Source organism: Streptomyces sp. JK94 (assembly GCF_053613315.1).
The window spans coordinates 436,533-452,586 of sequence record NZ_JBSICH010000007.1; the positions used below are offsets into that span (position 1 = coordinate 436,533).

Genomic DNA, 16,054 nt, shown 5'->3' on the forward strand with positions numbered 1-16,054 from the left:
CCACCCGACGGCGGCGTCAGTCCCCACCCCCCGCCCCCCACCCCGTCGGCAGCGTCAGCCCCCACGCCCCCTCCCGTACCGTCCACGTCCGCGTCCGTACCGGCCCCGACACCACCTCGTCGGCCCGGTACCGGAAGTGCGCCCCCGACACCGTCACCGTCCGCCCGCTCGCCGTCAGCGGTGACGCCTCCGCGCCCACCGACACCGGCCGCACCTCCACCACGGCCAGTCCGCCCGCGCCCGGTGTCACGGACACCGCCTCCACCGGCTGGTCCAGATCCACCAGCGTCACCCCGTCGACCTCCACCCGCAGCCGGACCGGCCCGTTCGCCCCCACGGTGACCGCGCCCCGCGCCGGACGCGAGGGCGCCAGCGTCCGTACGAGGGACTGGCAGGTCCGCAGCCAGGGGTGCGCCGAAGCCGACGCCGTGGCCGACACGCCCCGCCCGTCGCCCGCCCCCGTACCCCGCCCAGCCCCCCGCCCCGTGCCCGCACCCTCGTGCTCGGCGGCCGGGGGAATGCCCACCGCCCCCAGCACCACCCCGTCACTGTCGTCGACGAGCAGGTCCAGTCGCCGTTCCGCCCCGTCCAGCACCGACCGTGCCGCCGCCACCGCGCCCGACGGCAGCCCGAGCGACCGGCTGAGGCCCAGCACCTGCCCCACCGGCACCACGGACAGCGCGCACGCCGCGAGCTCCCGGTGCCGGTGCAGCAGACCCACCGCCCGCAGCAGCGCGCGGTCGTCCCCGACCACGACGGGCCGCCGCGAACCCCGCCGCCGCAACGCCCGGGCGAACTCCTCCGGACCGTCCGGCAGACACACCTTCGTACTCGCCGCACCCGCGCTGAGCACGTCTTTCGCTATCCGGACGGACTCCCCGTCCATCCGCCGGGCGGCCGGATCGACGACCACCAGAAGCTGATCGGGCCGCGCGGAATCTCTCGCGGAAGAGTTCGCGGAAGTCGCCACCTCGGCCATGCCTCGCTTCCTCGGGTAGCATCTTTGTGCAAGAGCCCCTTGCGCTACTGCGCCAGGGGCTTCGTCTATTCCGGGGCATCCGGTCCGACGGTTGGCGGCCAATGACGGTCGCGGTGCACGCGGTGGATCCCCTCCGCGTACGCCCTCGACCTTGGACATGCCCCGCCCGGAAGGGGTGTACGCGCGTGCCCGCACTTGTGCTGCTCGGTGCTCAGTGGGGTGACGAAGGCAAGGGAAAGGCGACGGACCTGCTCGGTGGATCCGTCGACTATGTGGTGCGCTACCAGGGCGGCAACAACGCCGGCCACACGGTAGTCGTGGGCGATCAGAAGTACGCCCTTCACCTGCTCCCTTCCGGAATCCTGTCTCCCGGCTGTACGCCGGTCATCGGTAACGGCGTCGTGGTCGACCCGTCGGTCCTGTTCTCCGAGCTGAGCGGGCTGAACGAGCGCGGTGTCGACACGTCCAAGCTCCTGATCAGCGGAAACGCGCACATCATCACGCCGTACAACGTGACCGTCGACAAGGTGACGGAACGCTTCCTCGGCAAGCGCAAGATCGGCACCACCGGCCGCGGCATCGGCCCGACCTACGCCGACAAGATCAACCGTGTCGGCATCCGCGTCCAGGACCTGTACGACGAGTCGATCCTCACCCAGAAGGTCGAAGCGGCGCTCGACGTCAAGAACCAGATGCTCACCAAGCTCTACAACCGGCGCGCGATCGCCGTCGACCAGGTGGTCGAGGAGCTGCTGGGCTACGCGGACAAGCTCCGCCCGTACGTCGCCGACACCGTCCTGGTCCTCAACCAGGCGCTCGACGACGACAAGGTGGTCCTCTTCGAGGGCGGCCAGGGCACGCTCCTGGACATCGACCACGGCACGTACCCCTTCGTCACCTCGTCGAACCCGACCGCGGGCGGCGCCTGCACCGGCGCCGGCGTGGGCCCGACGAAGATCAGCCGGGTCATCGGCATCCTCAAGGCGTACACGACCCGCGTCGGCGCCGGTCCCTTCCCGACCGAGCTGTTCGACGAGGACGGCGAGGCGCTGCGCCGCATCGGCGGCGAGCGGGGTGTGACGACCGGCCGTGACCGCCGCTGCGGCTGGTTCGACGCGGTGATCGCCCGCTACGCCACCCGCGTCAACGGCCTCACGGACTTCTTCCTCACCAAGCTCGACGTGCTCACCGGCTGGGAGCAGATCCCGGTCTGCGTGGCCTACGAGATCGACGGCAAGCGTGTCGAGGAGCTGCCGTACTCGCAGTCCGACTTCCACCACGCGAAGCCGGTCTACGAGATGCTGCCGGGCTGGAGCGAGGACATCAGCAGGGCGAAGTCCTTCTCCGACCTGCCGAAGAACGCCCAGGCGTACGTCAAGGCGCTCGAGGAGATGTCCGGCGCCCCGATCTCCGCGATCGGCGTCGGACCGGGCCGGGACGAGACGATCGAGATCAACTCGTTCCTGTAGGAACCGCGGACGGACGGCGACGGCCGGGGCCCCAGCTCGGGGGCCCCGGCCGTTTCCGGTGGTGGGCGGAGCGCGGCGGAAAGCCGCGATCGGGTGCCGGATACGCTGGCGGGTGCCAGCAGCGGACGAGGAGCGCGGAGCGGGTGGAACATGCGGATCGGTAACCCCCTGCCCGTCGGTCTGCGCCGGAGGCCCACCGTCCGGATGTGGATCTGGCTGACCGTGGCGGTCGTCGCCGTGGCCGGCGGGCTCCTCGTCGTCGACGCCCACCGTGTCTCCCCCGCCCCGCACGCGGACGACGCCAAGTGCGACGAGGTGGTCTCGCGCCTGCCGGACGGCATACCCGGCGCGGAGCGCGACTGGACCCTCGGGCAGGGGGTCGCGGCCTGGGGCGGCCAGTCCGCGGTGTTCCGCTGCGGCGCAGAGGAGCTGCCGCCCAACATCAACCTCTGCGTCACGGTCGACGGCGTCGACTGGGTCCTGGACGAGGAGCGGCTCAAGCGGGACGGCGTCAGCGTCCTGCGGACGTACGGCCGCTCACCGGCCGTGGAGTTCACGTACTCCGGGCCGCGCGAGGAGGTGGGCGGCATCCTCGCCGCGCTGGACCCCGCCGTGAAGTGGATCCCGCAGGAGCGGAAGTGCGTCGGCCTGGCCGACGCCGACGTCCTCTAGCGCCTGCCCCTCGCACAGGCCCCACCGCTCGTACAGAGCTGCCCCTCGCACAGATCCTGCCCGTCACCCGCACAGGGCCTGTCACCCGCACAGGGCCGTTTGCACAGCGCCTGCCCTTCGCACAGGCCCCGCCCCCCCCGCAGGTCCGGTCACCCGGTCCCTGTCGCGGGCGCGGGGGCCGTTCACGTTGCTTTCCCGCGGCGGGGCCCGGCGGTGGGCGCCAGCCGTTCGGCCCCCTGTGCCGGGCACGGGCGTGGGGTGTGGTGTCGGATCGGAGGCATGACCGACCGTGGCCGCGCCGCTTCCTGCCAGGGCCCGTACGGCGTCGAGGGCGCCCCGGGGGACTGTGGCGACCCCGTCCGTTTCGAGGTCGCCCGGCACAGGAGGGCGCCGCTGCGGGTGTGCCCCGTGCATCTGGGGCCGGCGCTGCTGCTGGCGGACGGGGTGCTGTGGCCGCCGGGGATCGCCCTGGTCCGCTGAGGAGGCGGGCCGGCGGGGCGTCGTCTTCGGCGGAGCGGAGAAGGCGGCCGGACGCGGACGAGCTGCGCGAGGGCCTGTCCCGACTCGGGTGACCCCGGGCCGGACCGCCGGTGTCCCGGTCCCCGGTCCTCAGCTGAAGACGATCATCGACCCCTGCGCCAGGCTCCGCGTGGCCGCCGCGTGCAGGCCCAGCCACACATGGCGTTCGCGGGCGAAGGGGCTGGAGTCGTGGGGCGCGGGCAGGGCCGGCTCCTCCAGTTCCGTCGGGGTGCGCGGCGGCTGCGGCGGGGCCGGCGGGTTGGCCGGATCGATGCCGAGGGCCGGGCCGACGGCCTCCAGTTCCCGCAGCAGGGTGTGCGAGGAACCCAAGGGGCCGCCTCCCGCCAGGAGTTCGTCGCTGGACAGCGGGTGCGGGAAGTCGACCGGGACGTACGCACCCGCGTGGTCGTAGTGCCAGACGAGGTGCGACTGCTGGGCCGTCGTCTCGAACATCTCCAGCAACTGCTCGTAGTCGCCGCCCAGTTCGTCCACCGGCGTCACCGGCAGTCCGCACACCTGGAGCAGGTACGCCCGGCGCAGGAAGTGCAGCGCGTCGTAGTCGAAACCGGCCACCGGGGCGACCTCGCCGGTCAGCCCCGGCATGTACTGGTAGACCGGCACCGGCGGGAGCCCGGCCTCGGCGAGCACCTTGTCGTACTGCGCGAGTTCCTCGGCGAACGGGTTGTCCGGTGTGTGGCACAAGACATCGACGAGCGGTACCAGCCACAGGTCACAGGCCAAAAGAGGGCTCCTCACACAGCACGGTGGTCAAGCACGGTCGACGGGCACGGTGGTCGGGAAGCGTAGTCGGTACGCGGTGTGTGCAGGTCCCCTACCCATCTGAGGCCGGAGCACGACACGTCGGACGTTGGTCATCCGTCGGCGAGCCGCTCGACGAGGGCGAGCGAGTGGGCGTTGTACGCGTCGACGAGCGAGCGCGCGGCCGGGGCGTCGAGGCGGACGAGGGCGTCGACCAGTTCGGTGTGCCCGGACCACAGGGCGCCGCGCAGGTCGCTGAGGCGGCGCAGGTGCTGCACGGTGCACACCCAGCCCTGCACGCGCAGCCGGTGCAGGAAGTCGGCGAGGTGGCGGTTGCCGAACAGGACGGCCAGCTCGCGCCAGTAGCGCAGGTCGTAACCGATGAGGACGGTCAGCTCCCCGGCCGCGGCGGCGCGCTGGGCCTCCTCGCCGCGGCGGCGGACCCCGGCGAGAGCGGCGGCGATCCGCGGGTCGTCCGGAATCGGTCCGTCCGGCCGGTCGGCGAGGAGGGCGAGGAACATCCCGTCGGTGACGAGGCTGCGGGCCTCGACCATGCTCCGGAAGTCGTCGACCGAGTACTCGTGCACGCGGAAGCCGCGGTGGTGGTCGGCGTCGAGCAATCCCTGCGCCGACAGGTCGACCAGGGCCTCGCGCACGGGCGTCGCGGACACCCCGTACTGGTCGGCGATCTCCTTGACCGTGAACTCCTGCCCCGGCTGGAGCCGCCCGGCCAGCACCTCGTCGCGGAGCGCGTCGGCGATCTGCTGCCGCAGGGTGCTGCGGGTGACGGCAGCGCTGCCGCTGGGGCCGGGCATGGTCGGGCGGTCTCCTCGTCGCGTCCGGGGGTGTCCTCGTGCACAGGTCGCGTCCCGTGCGGACGACTGGTGCACACATCTGTGGCGTGCTCGTACACGTGTCCACTGTGTACGAGCACGCCACCTTACGCGCTCCGCTCCCGTCCCTGCCCGGATGCGGGCAGGGGGTCTACTCCGTGTACTCGTCCGCGACGGACAGTGCGGTGTCCAGAGCCGCCAGGCCTTCCTTCAGCTCCGCCTCGGAGACGTTGCACGGCGGCACGACATGGGTCCGGTTCATGTTCACGAAGGGCCACACGCCGTGCGCCTTGGCACAGGCGGCGAACGCGTTCATCGGGGTGGCCGCCTGCCCGGTCGCGTTGTACGGCACCAGCGGTTCCCGGGTCCGCCGGTTCTTCACCAGCTCCAGCGCCCAGAACATGCCGACCCCGCGCACGTCGCCGACGCTCGGGTGCCGTGCGGCCAGTTCCCGCAGCGCGGGCCCGACGACCTCGGCGCCGAGCCGCGCGGCGTGCCCGACGACGCCCTCCTCCTCCATCACGTTGATCGTGGCCACGGCGGCGGCGCAGGCCAGCGGGTGCCCGGAGTAGGTCAGCCCACCGGGGTAGGGGCGCTCGGCGAACGTCTCGGCGATCCTCCCGGAGATCGCGACACCGCCCAGCGGGACGTAGCCCGAGTTCACGCCCTTGGCGAAGGTCATCAGGTCCGGCACGACGTCGTACAGGTCCGCCGCGAACCACGTGCCCGTCCGTCCGAACCCGGCCATGACCTCGTCGAGCACGAAGACGATCCCGTACTTGTCGCAGATCTCGCGGACCCCGGCCAGGTAGCCGGCCGGCGGCGTCATGATCCCCGCCGTGCCCGGGATCGTCTCCAGGATGACCGCGGCGACGGTTCCCGGGCCCTCGAAGGCGATCGTCGTCTCCAGGTGCTCCAGCGCCCGCGCGCACTCCTGCTCCTCGGTCTCGGCGTAGAAGCGCGAGCGGTAGAGGAAGGGCGCCCAGAAGCGCGCGACACCGGTCGCGCCGCTGTCCGAGGCCCAGCGGCGCGGGTCGCCGGTGAGGTTGACCGCCTGCTGGGTGCCGCCGTGGTAGGAGCGGTACGCCGACAGCACCTTCGGCCGCCCGGTGTGCAGCCGCGCCATGCGCACGGCGTGCTCGACCGCGTCCGCGCCGCCGTTGGTGAAGAAGATCCTGTCCAGGTCGCCGGGTGTCCGCTCGGCGATCAGCCGCGCCGCCTCCGAGCGCGCCTCGACGGCGAACGCGGGCGCGAACGTCGTCATCCGGGCCGCCTGTTCCTGGATCGCGGCGACGACCTTGGGGTGCTGGTAGCCGATGTTGGTGAAGACGAGCCCGCTGGCGAGGTCGAGGTAGCGCTTGCCTTCGTAGTCCCAGAAGTACGACCCCTCGGCGCCGGCGACGGCGAGCGGGTCGATGAGTTCCTGGGCGGACCAGGAGTGGAAGACGTGCGCACGGTCCGCGGCCTTCACGGCGGCGCCGGCCTGGGGGTGGGGCTGAGGGGTCATGCGGCCGAGCGTAGGTGTCCGCGATGCGGAAACGGAATCGGCGTACTGTCTGCGGTCACGGGCTTTCCACGACAGGTTGTCGACGCGTCGGGCGTCACCCGGCGGAGCGTGCGGCGTGGCGTCGGCCTGCCGGTGGAACGCCGTCCGGGCACGCGCCCTTCGCGGTCGGCCGGGCGTGCGGGTCCCGGGCCGGTCGGCCGGGGTGTGCGGGTCCGCGACGGTGCCGGCGGCGGACGGGGCCGTCGAACGGCTGTCGAAGGCGCTGGACGCGACCGGTGGCCGGCCTGTTACGGAAACGTAGACAAGACCGGCTCACCGTACGGCCGCCCCGCACTATCCTCGGTCTGTTGCCACGTGCGGGGGGAAGGCGGCGCAACATGGACAAGCTCGGGGGCGGGGACCCGCGGCACATCGGTGCCTATCGGCTGCTGGGGCGGCTCGGCGCGGGCGGCATGGGGCACGTCTATCTGGCCCGGTCGGACCGCGGACGCACCGTCGCCGTGAAGCTGGTGCGCGAGGAGCTGGCCGCGCAGGAGGAGTTCCGGGAGCGTTTCCGGCAGGAGGTCGAGTCCGCGCGACGGGTCGGCGGGTACTGGACGGCGCCCGTCCTGGACGCCGACACCGAGGCGGCCGTGCCCTGGGTCGCCACCGGGTACGTCGCCGGGCCCAGCCTCCAGCAGGTCGTCGGGCGCGACCACGGCGCGCTGCCGGAACGCTCGGTACGGACCCTGGCGGCCGGGCTCGCCCACGCTCTCCAGGACATCCACGCCGCCGGGATCGTGCACCGCGACCTCAAGCCGTCCAACGTGCTCGTCACCATCGACGGCCCCCGGGTCATCGACTTCGGCATCGCACGGGCCCTGCAGACGGTGACCGACGGCGGACTCACCCGCACCGGGGCGCTCGTCGGCTCGCCCGGTTTCATGGCGCCCGAGCAGGTGCGCGGCGACCGCATCACGCCCGCGTGCGACGTCTTCTGCCTCGGTTCCGTCCTCGCCTACGCCGCCACCGGCGAGCTGCCCTTCGGCACCGCCAACAGCGGCGTGCACGCCCTGATGTTCCGCATCGCGCAGGAGGAACCCGGCCTGGTCGGCGTGCCGGAGGGCATCGCCGACCTCGTACGCGACTGCCTGAGGAAGGACCCCGCCGCGCGCCCCGGCCTCGCCGAGGTCCTGACGCGCACGGGCGCGCAGGACACGGTCGCCGACGGCCGCTCCCGCGACCCCTGGCTGCCCAGCGCGCTGGTGGCCCAGCTCGGCCGGCACGCGGTCCGGCTGCTGGACACGGAGAACCCGGAGGCACCGGGGGCCGTGGGCGCTGCGGGGGCTGCGGGGGCTGCGGGGGCTGCGGGGGCCGCGCCCGAGCCGGGCGCCCCGCACGGGGGCCGGACGACCCCGCCGCCGCCCCCGGCACGGGAACCGGCCGCCGTGGCACCGGACGGCCCGCCGCCACCGCGCGAGCCGGGCAGCGGAGGCGCCCCGCTGAACCACCTCCCCACCCTGGTCGCGGGCCAGAGCCCGCCGACGCCCCCGCCCGCCGCCTACGGTCACCCCCAGCAGCCTCAGCAGGCCCAGCAGCCTCAGCAGGCCCAGCACCCTCAGCAGGTCCAACAGTTCCAGCAGCCTCAGCCGTCCGCCCAGCACGGTTACGCCCCGGCCTACGGCGCACCGGTGGCCCCGCCCGGGTACCACCCGTACGGTGGCGGCCTCGGCCAGACTCCGCCCTACGGGCCCCCGCCCCAGCCTCCGTACGGCCCGCCGCACGAGCCGCCCAGGAGGGGCCGCTCCACCGCGCTGCTGACCGTGGTCGCCCTGGTCGTCGCGCTGGGCGCCGGGGGTTTGGTCTACGCGCTGATGAGCGGGGACGACGGGGACGGCCGGGCCGAGGGCAACCCGACGAACACCCCGACGGTCGGCGCGTCCCAGAACCCGGGCCCCACCGCGGACGGCCCGGCTCCGACGACGGGGGCCGGCCAGTCGGACACCCCGACGCCCCAGGACGGCGCGATCCCGACGGCCTACCTGGGCACGTGGTCCACGACCATCGACAACGCGTCCGGCGTCCACACCCGGCAGCTGACCATCCAGCAGGGCGACGTGGGCGACACGGTGCTGTCCCTCGTCGCGGACGGCCCCGCGGGCAACGGCAGCTACCACTGCGTCTTCGAGGCCGACCTCTCCGACGCCCCGGACTCCGACGGCCCCCTCGACATCGGCCCCTCGACGGTGCGGGTCGGCCCCTCGGCCACCTGCACCCCGGGCGACCCCTCGCAGGTCAGGCTGCTGCCGGACGGCACCCTGGAACGCACCAACACGGGCACCGACGAGAAACTGACCTACCGCCGTCAGTAGCCGCGGCGCGACCGCCGCTCCGGCCGTCCCCGTCCCCGTACCGACGGGCCGGGAGACACCGCGGGGGCGGCACGGGAGTGGGGGGCGGGCCCGGTGATGCCGGGTCGCGTTCGCGTCTTGGCCCGTACCGATGTGGGGCCGGGCAGCGCCGGGCCGGTCACCGTGGCTGCGGTGGTCGTTGGCGGGGTGGGTTCGGCGGGCCCGGTGGGGCGTTGTCGGGGGCCGGTGTGGAGTGGGGCAGGCGCCTGTGACGCGGGGGCGTGTCCGTGTCGTGGGCCGTAGGGGGGTGGGGCGGGTGGTGCCGGGGCGGTTACCGGGGTTCCGGGGGGCGTTGGCGGGGCATGTTGGGGCGAGTGCCGTTCGGCGTTACCGAGAACCGGCCCGGACCCCCGAGGCCCCCCGTCTCCGGTCGGCCCGCCCCGGCGGGCACCCCCGTCTGCAGCCCCAGCGGCGCGGCCCCGGACCGGAAGTCCACCATCCAGTCCGCCGTCTCCGCCCGCACCAGCTCCGTCATGTCCTCCGAGAAGCGCCGCAGCACCAGCAGACACCGCTCGGCCGCCTCGCTCGCCGTCCCGTCCGCGGGCCCCAGCACCTCCCGCACGCTCTCCGAGGCCCAGTCGAACTGGAGCGCCTGGAGCCGCCGCTGCACCGCCTGGGCCGTGGCCACGTCCCGCATCCACCCGGACGTGACCCCGAAGTACCGGTCCCCGGCCACGCAGGCCACCGCGAACAGCAGCGCCAGATATCCCCAGGGCGCGGCCCCGTCCACCAGCCCGGACATGTCCAGCAGCGGCAGCACGGCCCCGGCGACCGCGCCCACCGCGGCACCGGCCCGCAGCAGTACGGCGCCCCGCCGCTTGCCCACCCGGTCCGCCAGGTACCAGGCGGCCGTGTCCAGCGCGCCCCGCTCCACCCACCGGTACAGCTCGTCCAGCCGTTCCGCCGGCAGTGCCCAGTCCCCGAGCGGAAACGCCCGCCCGGCCAGGTCGCCCGGCCGCAGCCCGGCCGCCCCCTCACCGCTCCGCCCGTCGTGCGGCGGCCCCTCGGGCTGCATCTCCGGCTGACCCACCCGGCACTCCCTACTGCTGACCGTCCGTGAAGACCTGAAGACCTCATGCGCCGGAACCTTCCTACCGCCCAATGGGTGGCGAGGCGCCGGGTTCCGCCGCCTTTCCGCTCGGAAGGGGGCCTTGATCAGGTAGAGGGAACGCGCGATGTCACTCGAAAGAGTGCTGGGGCGAGGGCCGCCCGGACCACGTAGGCTCGTGCCGAACGGCAAAAACCCGCGGCGAGCCCGCGGCGACAGCGGAGACAGGAGCTGAACGTGATCCCCGGTGGTGGCCAGCCCAACATGCAGCAGCTGCTTCAGCAGGCCCAGAAGATGCAGCAGGACCTCGCCCAGGCCCAGGAGGAACTGGCGAGGACCGAGGTCGACGGGCAGGCGGGCGGCGGCCTGGTGAAGGCCACCGTCACCGGCTCCGGCGAGCTGCGCGGCCTCGTGATCGACCCCGAGGCGGTGGACCCGGAGGACACCGAGACCCTCGCCGACCTGGTCGTCGCCGCCGTCCAGGCGGCCAACGAGAACGCGCAGAACCTCCAGCAGCAGAAGCTCGGACCGCTCGCCCAGGGCCTCGGTGGCGGCGGCATCCCCGGCCTGCCCTTCTGAGCCCGCTCTCCCCGCCCGCCTTTCTCAGACCGGGCGCAGCCCTCTACCGTACGTAGTGCAGGTACCCCAGGAAGGACGGCAGTCCGTTGTACGAAGGCGTGGTCCAGGACCTCATCGACGAACTGGGGCGGCTGCCCGGCGTCGGTCCCAAGAGCGCGCAGCGGATCGCCTTCCACGTCCTCCAGGCGGAACCGGTCGACGTACGGCGGCTCGCCCAGGCCCTCATGGAAGTGAAGGCCAAGGTCCGCTTCTGTGCGACCTGCGGAAACGTGGCGCAGGAGGAGCAGTGCAACATCTGCCGTGACACGCGTCGCGACGTCTCCGTCATCTGTGTCGTGGAGGAGCCGAAGGACGTCGTCGCCATCGAGCGCACCCGCGAGTTCCGCGGGCGCTACCACGTGCTCGGTGGCGCGATCAGCCCGATCGACGGGGTCGGCCCCGACGACCTCCGCATCCGTGAGCTGCTCGCCCGCCTGGCGGACGGCACCGTCACGGAACTGATCCTGGCCACGGACCCGAATCTGGAGGGCGAGGCCACGGCCACGTACCTCGCCCGCATGATCAAGCCCATGGGCCTCAAGGTCACCCGCCTGGCCAGCGGCCTCCCGGTGGGCGGCGACCTGGAATACGCGGACGAGGTGACCCTCGGCCGCGCCTTCGAGGGGAGACGACTCCTAGATGTCTGACGCCACGCTGCACGCGACCAACCAGAACCCCGACGACTTCGCGGTCCAGATCGCCGACCAGATCGAGAGTTTCCTGGTCGCGGTCACCGAGGTCGCCAAGGGCGACGAACCGGATTCGGCGGTCCCCTTCCTCCTCCTGGAGGTCTCCCAGCTCATGCTGGCCGGCGGCCGGCTGGGCGCCCACGAGGACATCGTCCCGGACGACCGCTACGAACCCGACCCGGGGCCGGAGCTCGACGTGGACGAACTCCGGGAGAACCTCGCCCGCCTCCTCGAACCGATCGACGTCTACTCCGAGGTCTTCGACCCGTACGAGCCGCGCAAGGCCCCGGTCCCGGCCCGTATCTCCGACGACCTCACCGACGTGATCACCGACCTCCGCCACGGCATGGCCCACTACAAGGCGGGCCGCGCCACGGAGGCCCTGTGGTGGTGGCAGTTCTCCTACTTCTCCAACTGGGGCTCCACGGCGTCCGCGGCCCTGCGGGCGCTCCAGTCCGTGGTCGCGCACGTGAGGCTGAACCAGCCCCTGGAGGAGCTGGACGGTCTCGACACCGACCAGGACCTCGGCGACGACGCCCTGGAGCGCGAGGCCGGCAAGGTCATGGTCGAGGAGATCGCGGGCCCGCTGGGACTGCGCCCGGTCACCTGACGCGGTGCGTCCCAGCGGGCTGGGGACGGGGGCCTTGCGGAAAAGCGTGAGCACAGGGCGAGGGAGTGTCATTTGGGCGCTCGGATGAGCGCCGTGAGGGCAGTGTGGGGCGGAGTGCTCACGTTTTTTGGGAAGGGTCACGCGGCGCGGCCCAGCGCGGCACGCAAGGTCGGCGCGCACACGTACGGCGCGGTCGTGGTCGGTGCGCTGTACCAGCGCAGCGGCCAGGTGTTGCCCTCCAGCGCCGGGATGCCGATGTAGGTGACGGTCCGGGTGCCGCCGCCGTGCCGTTGTACGCCGAGCGGCCAGTCGTGCGCGGCGGCCTCCCCGGGCGCCAGCAGGAAGTACACCCACCGCCCGCCGCTCCCCTCGCACACGATGGGTCCGGCGTCCTCGTCCGTCGCCTCGACGAGCCAGTCGGCGACCAGCTCCCCACGGATGCCGTCGATCCGTACGGCGTCGAAGTGCACGCCCGCGACGTGCAGTCGGTGCCCGGCGACCGGGACCCATGCCGGGCGGTGAATGATGTGCGTCATGGTCACACGCTGCCCCTCACGAAGCTACGCTCGGTAGCGACTGAGGTGATACACGCCGGGGTGTGTCCGTCGGAGGTGCATGTCGTGTCGGGCCCGTACAACTCCCAGCCGCCGGTCGCCTGGCGCTACAGCGGGAACCAGATGAAGCGCTGGCGCACGAAGGCCAACGTGAGCAGGGAACAGCTCGCCGAGGCGGCCAACTACTCGCCGGACACGATCAAGTCGATGGAGCAGGGCGTCCGGATGCCGACGCCGCGGGTGCTCGACGTCGCCGACGAACTGTGCCGGGCGGAGGGACTGCTGAGCGCCGCGAAGGACTACCTGCGGAGGGAGAGGTTCCCGGCGGGGGCACGGGACTTCATGTACCACGAGCGGGAGGCGATCAGCCTCTGGTGGTACGAGGTCACGTATGTCCCCGGGTTGCTGCAAACCCAGAAGTACGCGCGCGCACTGATCGAGAATCACGTGCCGCCCCTTGAAGAGGAGACCGCTGAGGAGCGGATCGCGGCGCGGATGGAACGCCAGGCGGTCCTGGCCGAACGGAAGCCTCCGGTGGCACTGAGCTTTGTGATCTACGAGGCGGCCCTGCGCAGCCAGCAGGTGGACGCGGAGCAACTGCGCCACCTGCTGGAGGTCTCCCGTCTGCGCAACGTGATGTTGCAGGTCCTGCCGTTCGCGGGCGTCATCCCTGTGGCGCTGATGGGGCACATGGTTTTGCTGGAGACTCCGGACCATGAGCGGCTCGCCTTCGCCGAGGGCGCTTTGGCGAGTGAGTTGTCGTCCGAACCGGAGGTTGTCAGCCGCGCGACCGAGATGCTTAGCATGATCCGCGCCCAGGCTCTCAGCCCAGCTGAGTCGGCCTCATTCATCGAGCGGATGGTGGATCAGTCGTGAGTGATCAGCTGACCTGGCTCAAGTCGAGCTACAGCAACTCCGAAGGTGGCGCCTGCGTCGAAGTGGCACTCGCCCGCACCATCCACGTCCGCGACTCCAAGACCTCACCGGCCGGCCCCGAACTCCACGTCTCCGCCCCCGCCTGGTCGGCCTTCATCGACGCGGTTCAGCCCGGGGCCTGAGCCCCGGCAACCGCCGCGCGGACCGAGCCCGGCCCCGGGAGCGCGCCCCGGGGCCGGGCCGGGCGACCATCAGGAAACCGCCGTGTGGGCCGGCTCCGTGAAGAAGAGGCTGGTGGGCTTCCGGCCGGCGAAGGGCGCCCGCCAGTTGCCCGTACCGGGGTAGTAGTACGTGCCGCCGGTGCCGTAGGCGAACAGGTCGGCGCGTCCGTCGCGGTCGGCGTCGCCGACGCCGACGGTGTACAGGTAGGTGTTCCAGCCGCCGCCGATGCGGGTGCGGGCGGCGAAGGTGCCGTCGCCCTTGCCGAGGTGGAGCCAGAGGACGCCGGCCTTGTCGCGGGCGACCAGGTCGCCGGTCGCCGCGCCGCCGATGTCGCCGGTCGCGGTGATCTGGTCGTAGCCGCCGTAACCCGTGCCGGCCTTGACGCGGCCGGCGAAGGGCGCACGCCAGTTGCCGGTGCCCTTGTAGAGCCACAGGACACCGCTCTTGTCGATGGCCAGGAGGTCGGACCTGCCGTCGTTGGTGACGTCGCTGCCGGCGGTGATCCTGTCGTAGACGCCCCAGCCGCCGCCGATGCGGCTGCGGGTGGCGAAGGTGCCGTCGCCCTTGCCGAGGTAGAGCCAGAGGACGCCGGCCTTGTCGCGGGCGACCAGGTCGCCGGTCGCCGCCCCGCCGAGGTCGCCGGCCGCTTCGATCCGGTCGTACGTGTTCCAGCCGCCGCCGACGAGCTTGTTCTCCGCCTCGGACAACTGGCCGTTCTCGCCGATCCAGGGGCTGTGGTAGGTGTCGGCGCGCCACAGGCGGCCCGAGGCGTCCCGGGCCAGGAGGTCGGGGCTGCCGTTGTCGCTGTAGTCGTGCGGGGCGGCCTCGCGGACGACCTCGAAGGTCCCGGACGACGCCAGGGCCGGGCCGATGCCGTTGCGCGGCAGCGCCGTCATCTTCCAGGCGTAGTCCCCGTTGGGCGCGCTCGCCGTCGACCGGTCGACGTCACCCAGCCAGTCGAAGGTGAAGCCGTTCTGCTCCGGACCGTAGAAGACGGCCTCCGCGGTCTTCCCGGTGCGTACGTGGCGCAGCTCGATGTGTACTTCCGCGTTGCTCCGCGACAGCGTCCACCGCAGCTTGACCCGGCCGCCGTCGCGGTCGAGGTCGATCACCGCGGGGACGTTGTGGCCGACCAGAGCGAGTTTGGTCGGTTCGCCCGTGCTCGCGACCAGGGCCGCGGTCGGGGTGCCGGCGGCGTCGGAGGTGACGCGGTAGACCCCCTCGCCCCGGGCCACCGTGCCGCCGCGGACGTGGAGGACGCCGTCGGGGGAGGTCGCGGCGGACGTGAGGTGGTCCAGCAGCCTGGTGGTGGCGCCGGTCTTCAGGTTGCGGGCGGTCAGGGCGGACAGGGCACCCGCGTAGTCGTAGGTCTGGCCGCCGGGGTCGCCGTAGAGCAGGAGGTCGCCCTGGAGGCCGACCTCGACGTCCCGGGGGAGGGAACTGGCCAGTGCGATGCGCCGCGTCTCGCCCGTGGCACGGGTGCGGACGGCGACGACGGTCCGCTCCGTGCCGTACTCGACCCACGCGACGTAGTCGGGGGAGACGGCGATGTCGCCGTTGCCGCTCGGTTCGTCCCGCAGGCCGGTCTCCGTCACGGCGCCGGTGGTGAGATCGATCAGGCCCCAGTACTTCCCGGCGCCGCTGGTGTACGTGACCAGCGCGTGCGCGGACGTGCCGGGCGAGACCCTGCGGTTGGCGGCGTCGGCCGGGAGGCCGGTCACCGGGGACCTGCCGGCGCCCTTGGTGTGCAGGAACAGGTCGGCGCCCTCGGGGGCACTGCTGTCCGTGCTGAAGAGCGCCCGGCCCGCGGCGCCGGCGTAGTCGAGACCGGCGGCCGGCTGGACGAAGACGTCGAAGACCTTGCTGCCGGTGGCCAGGTCCCGCAGTTCCGCGGTGTCGCGGCGGGGCTGCACGGCCACGAGGTCGCCGTAACCGGTGGCCTGCATGGGCACACTGTCCGCCAGATCGGTCACCGCGCCGTCCGAGGCCCGGACCCAGGCCCGGTCGTTCTTGGTGTAGTCCCAGGTCAGATAGCCCGAAGCGGTCACCGCCACGATTCGGTGGCCGACCGGGAAGGCGGCCGCGGCGGCTGCCGCCGACAGCACCCCCTGCGCCGGCGGGGCGGCCACGGCCGGAAGGGCGGGAACGGTGGCGCCGACGGTGGCGGCGAGAACGGTGGCGGCGACGGCGAGCCGCCGCCGTGCGGGACGTGCGTGAGACAAGGTGGTGATCCTCCCCGGGCGCGGCGCACCACGCGCCACGACCGCACCCTCAGACTCACCGTCGGGGCGGGAGGTTGTAGGCGGAAC

16 protein-coding genes are annotated in these 16,054 nt (G+C 72.8%); 9 read left to right on the forward strand and 7 right to left on the reverse strand.

Translation table 11 applies throughout. The annotated features are described in order from the left end of the window. Positions 1-16: 16 nt before the first annotated feature. Positions 17-979: a diacylglycerol kinase gene (locus tag ACVV2G_RS08640; RefSeq protein ID WP_453841999.1), complete on the reverse strand. Its 963-nt coding sequence runs from the start codon at positions 977-979 to the stop codon at positions 17-19. Positions 980-1,164: 185 nt separating this feature from the next. Here ACVV2G_RS08640 and ACVV2G_RS08645 point away from each other — a divergent pair, with 185 nt between their 5' ends. From ACVV2G_RS08645 to ACVV2G_RS08655, 3 genes are all read left to right on the forward strand, one after another. Continuing rightward, complete coding sequence (locus tag ACVV2G_RS08645) at positions 1,165-2,448, forward strand: adenylosuccinate synthase (protein WP_453842000.1); 1,284 nt, start codon at positions 1,165-1,167, stop codon at positions 2,446-2,448. Between the two features lie 150 nt (positions 2,449-2,598). Further along, entirely contained in the window at positions 2,599-3,120 is a 522-nt protein-coding gene (locus ACVV2G_RS08650) for a DUF3515 family protein (protein ID WP_453842001.1), read from the forward strand. 279 nt (positions 3,121-3,399) lie between these two features. After that, positions 3,400-3,600: a hypothetical protein gene (locus ACVV2G_RS08655; RefSeq protein WP_453842002.1), complete on the forward strand. Its 201-nt coding sequence runs from the start codon at positions 3,400-3,402 to the stop codon at positions 3,598-3,600. 129 nt (positions 3,601-3,729) lie between these two features. On the opposite strand, the gene ACVV2G_RS08660 is transcribed toward ACVV2G_RS08655, so the two are convergent. The 3 genes from ACVV2G_RS08660 to ACVV2G_RS08670 all read right to left on the reverse strand — a co-directional run bounded on the left by ACVV2G_RS08660 (position 3,730) and on the right by ACVV2G_RS08670 (position 6,738). Then, positions 3,730-4,380, reverse strand: coding sequence for a hypothetical protein (locus tag ACVV2G_RS08660; protein ID WP_453842003.1), 651 nt, complete (start codon positions 4,378-4,380; stop codon positions 3,730-3,732). A gap of 131 nt (positions 4,381-4,511) precedes the next feature. After that, positions 4,512-5,213, reverse strand: a complete 702-nt coding sequence (locus tag ACVV2G_RS08665; protein ID WP_453842004.1) for a GntR family transcriptional regulator — start codon at positions 5,211-5,213, stop codon at positions 4,512-4,514. A gap of 169 nt (positions 5,214-5,382) precedes the next feature. Continuing rightward, complete coding sequence (locus ACVV2G_RS08670; RefSeq protein ID WP_453842005.1) at positions 5,383-6,738, reverse strand: aspartate aminotransferase family protein; 1,356 nt, start codon at positions 6,736-6,738, stop codon at positions 5,383-5,385. A 377-nt stretch (positions 6,739-7,115) separates the two neighbouring features. Here ACVV2G_RS08670 and ACVV2G_RS08675 point away from each other — a divergent pair, with 377 nt between their 5' ends. After that, a complete protein-coding gene (locus ACVV2G_RS08675; RefSeq protein WP_453842006.1) occupies positions 7,116-9,089 on the forward strand; it encodes a serine/threonine-protein kinase in 1,974 nt (657 codons plus the stop codon). A gap of 310 nt (positions 9,090-9,399) precedes the next feature. Here ACVV2G_RS08675 and ACVV2G_RS08680 read toward each other — a convergent pair whose 3' ends face one another. Continuing rightward, entirely contained in the window at positions 9,400-10,158 is a 759-nt protein-coding gene (locus tag ACVV2G_RS08680; protein ID WP_453842007.1) for an SLATT domain-containing protein, read from the reverse strand. A gap of 255 nt (positions 10,159-10,413) precedes the next feature. On the opposite strand from ACVV2G_RS08680, the gene ACVV2G_RS08685 reads away from it, so the two are divergent. From ACVV2G_RS08685 to ACVV2G_RS08695, 3 genes are all read left to right on the forward strand, one after another. Further along, entirely contained in the window at positions 10,414-10,755 is a 342-nt protein-coding gene (locus ACVV2G_RS08685) for a YbaB/EbfC family nucleoid-associated protein (RefSeq protein WP_453842008.1), read from the forward strand. Between the two features lie 86 nt (positions 10,756-10,841). Next, a complete protein-coding gene (gene recR, locus ACVV2G_RS08690) occupies positions 10,842-11,441 on the forward strand; it encodes a recombination mediator RecR (RefSeq protein ID WP_453842009.1) in 600 nt (199 codons plus the stop codon). Then, complete coding sequence (locus tag ACVV2G_RS08695; protein ID WP_453842010.1) at positions 11,434-12,093, forward strand: DUF5063 domain-containing protein; 660 nt, start codon at positions 11,434-11,436, stop codon at positions 12,091-12,093. Before recR ends, ACVV2G_RS08695 begins: the two co-directional genes overlap by 8 nt. 137 nt (positions 12,094-12,230) lie before the next feature. On the opposite strand, the gene ACVV2G_RS08700 is transcribed toward ACVV2G_RS08695, so the two are convergent. Beyond that, the gene (locus tag ACVV2G_RS08700; protein ID WP_453842011.1) at positions 12,231-12,629 is read right to left on the reverse strand and encodes a hypothetical protein; all 399 of its coding nucleotides are present in this window, start codon (positions 12,627-12,629) and stop codon (positions 12,231-12,233) included. A gap of 84 nt (positions 12,630-12,713) precedes the next feature. Here ACVV2G_RS08700 and ACVV2G_RS08705 point away from each other — a divergent pair, with 84 nt between their 5' ends. Together ACVV2G_RS08705 and ACVV2G_RS08710 are read left to right on the forward strand one after the other, a co-directional pair. Beyond that, positions 12,714-13,523: a helix-turn-helix domain-containing protein gene (locus ACVV2G_RS08705; RefSeq protein WP_453842012.1), complete on the forward strand. Its 810-nt coding sequence runs from the start codon at positions 12,714-12,716 to the stop codon at positions 13,521-13,523. After that, positions 13,520-13,705 carry a DUF397 domain-containing protein gene (locus tag ACVV2G_RS08710; RefSeq protein ID WP_453842013.1) on the forward strand — a complete coding sequence of 62 codons (186 nt, stop codon included), beginning with the start codon at positions 13,520-13,522 and terminating at the stop codon, positions 13,703-13,705. Before ACVV2G_RS08705 ends, ACVV2G_RS08710 begins: the two co-directional genes overlap by 4 nt. Positions 13,706-13,774: 69 nt before the next feature. On the opposite strand, the gene ACVV2G_RS08715 is transcribed toward ACVV2G_RS08710, so the two are convergent. Beyond that, positions 13,775-15,967: a VCBS repeat-containing protein gene (locus ACVV2G_RS08715; protein WP_453842014.1), complete on the reverse strand. Its 2,193-nt coding sequence runs from the start codon at positions 15,965-15,967 to the stop codon at positions 13,775-13,777. Between the last annotated feature and the right edge of the window lie 87 nt (positions 15,968-16,054).

Coding starts and splice junctions, on each gene's coding strand:
- ACVV2G_RS08665 (WP_453842004.1), bottom strand. CDS start 5,213: ATGCCCGGCCCCAGCGGCAGCGCTGCCGTCACCCGCAGCACCCTGCGG.
- ACVV2G_RS08640 (WP_453841999.1), bottom strand. CDS start 979: ATGGCCGAGGTGGCGACTTCCGCGAACTCTTCCGCGAGAGATTCCGCG.
- ACVV2G_RS08695 (WP_453842010.1), top strand. CDS start 11,434: ATGTCTGACGCCACGCTGCACGCGACCAACCAGAACCCCGACGACTTC.
- ACVV2G_RS08655 (WP_453842002.1), top strand. CDS start 3,400: ATGACCGACCGTGGCCGCGCCGCTTCCTGCCAGGGCCCGTACGGCGTC.
- ACVV2G_RS08700 (WP_453842011.1), bottom strand. CDS start 12,629: ATGACGCACATCATTCACCGCCCGGCATGGGTCCCGGTCGCCGGGCAC.
- ACVV2G_RS08670 (WP_453842005.1), bottom strand. CDS start 6,738: ATGACCCCTCAGCCCCACCCCCAGGCCGGCGCCGCCGTGAAGGCCGCG.
- ACVV2G_RS08650 (WP_453842001.1), top strand. CDS start 2,599: ATGCGGATCGGTAACCCCCTGCCCGTCGGTCTGCGCCGGAGGCCCACC.
- ACVV2G_RS08675 (WP_453842006.1), top strand. CDS start 7,116: ATGGACAAGCTCGGGGGCGGGGACCCGCGGCACATCGGTGCCTATCGG.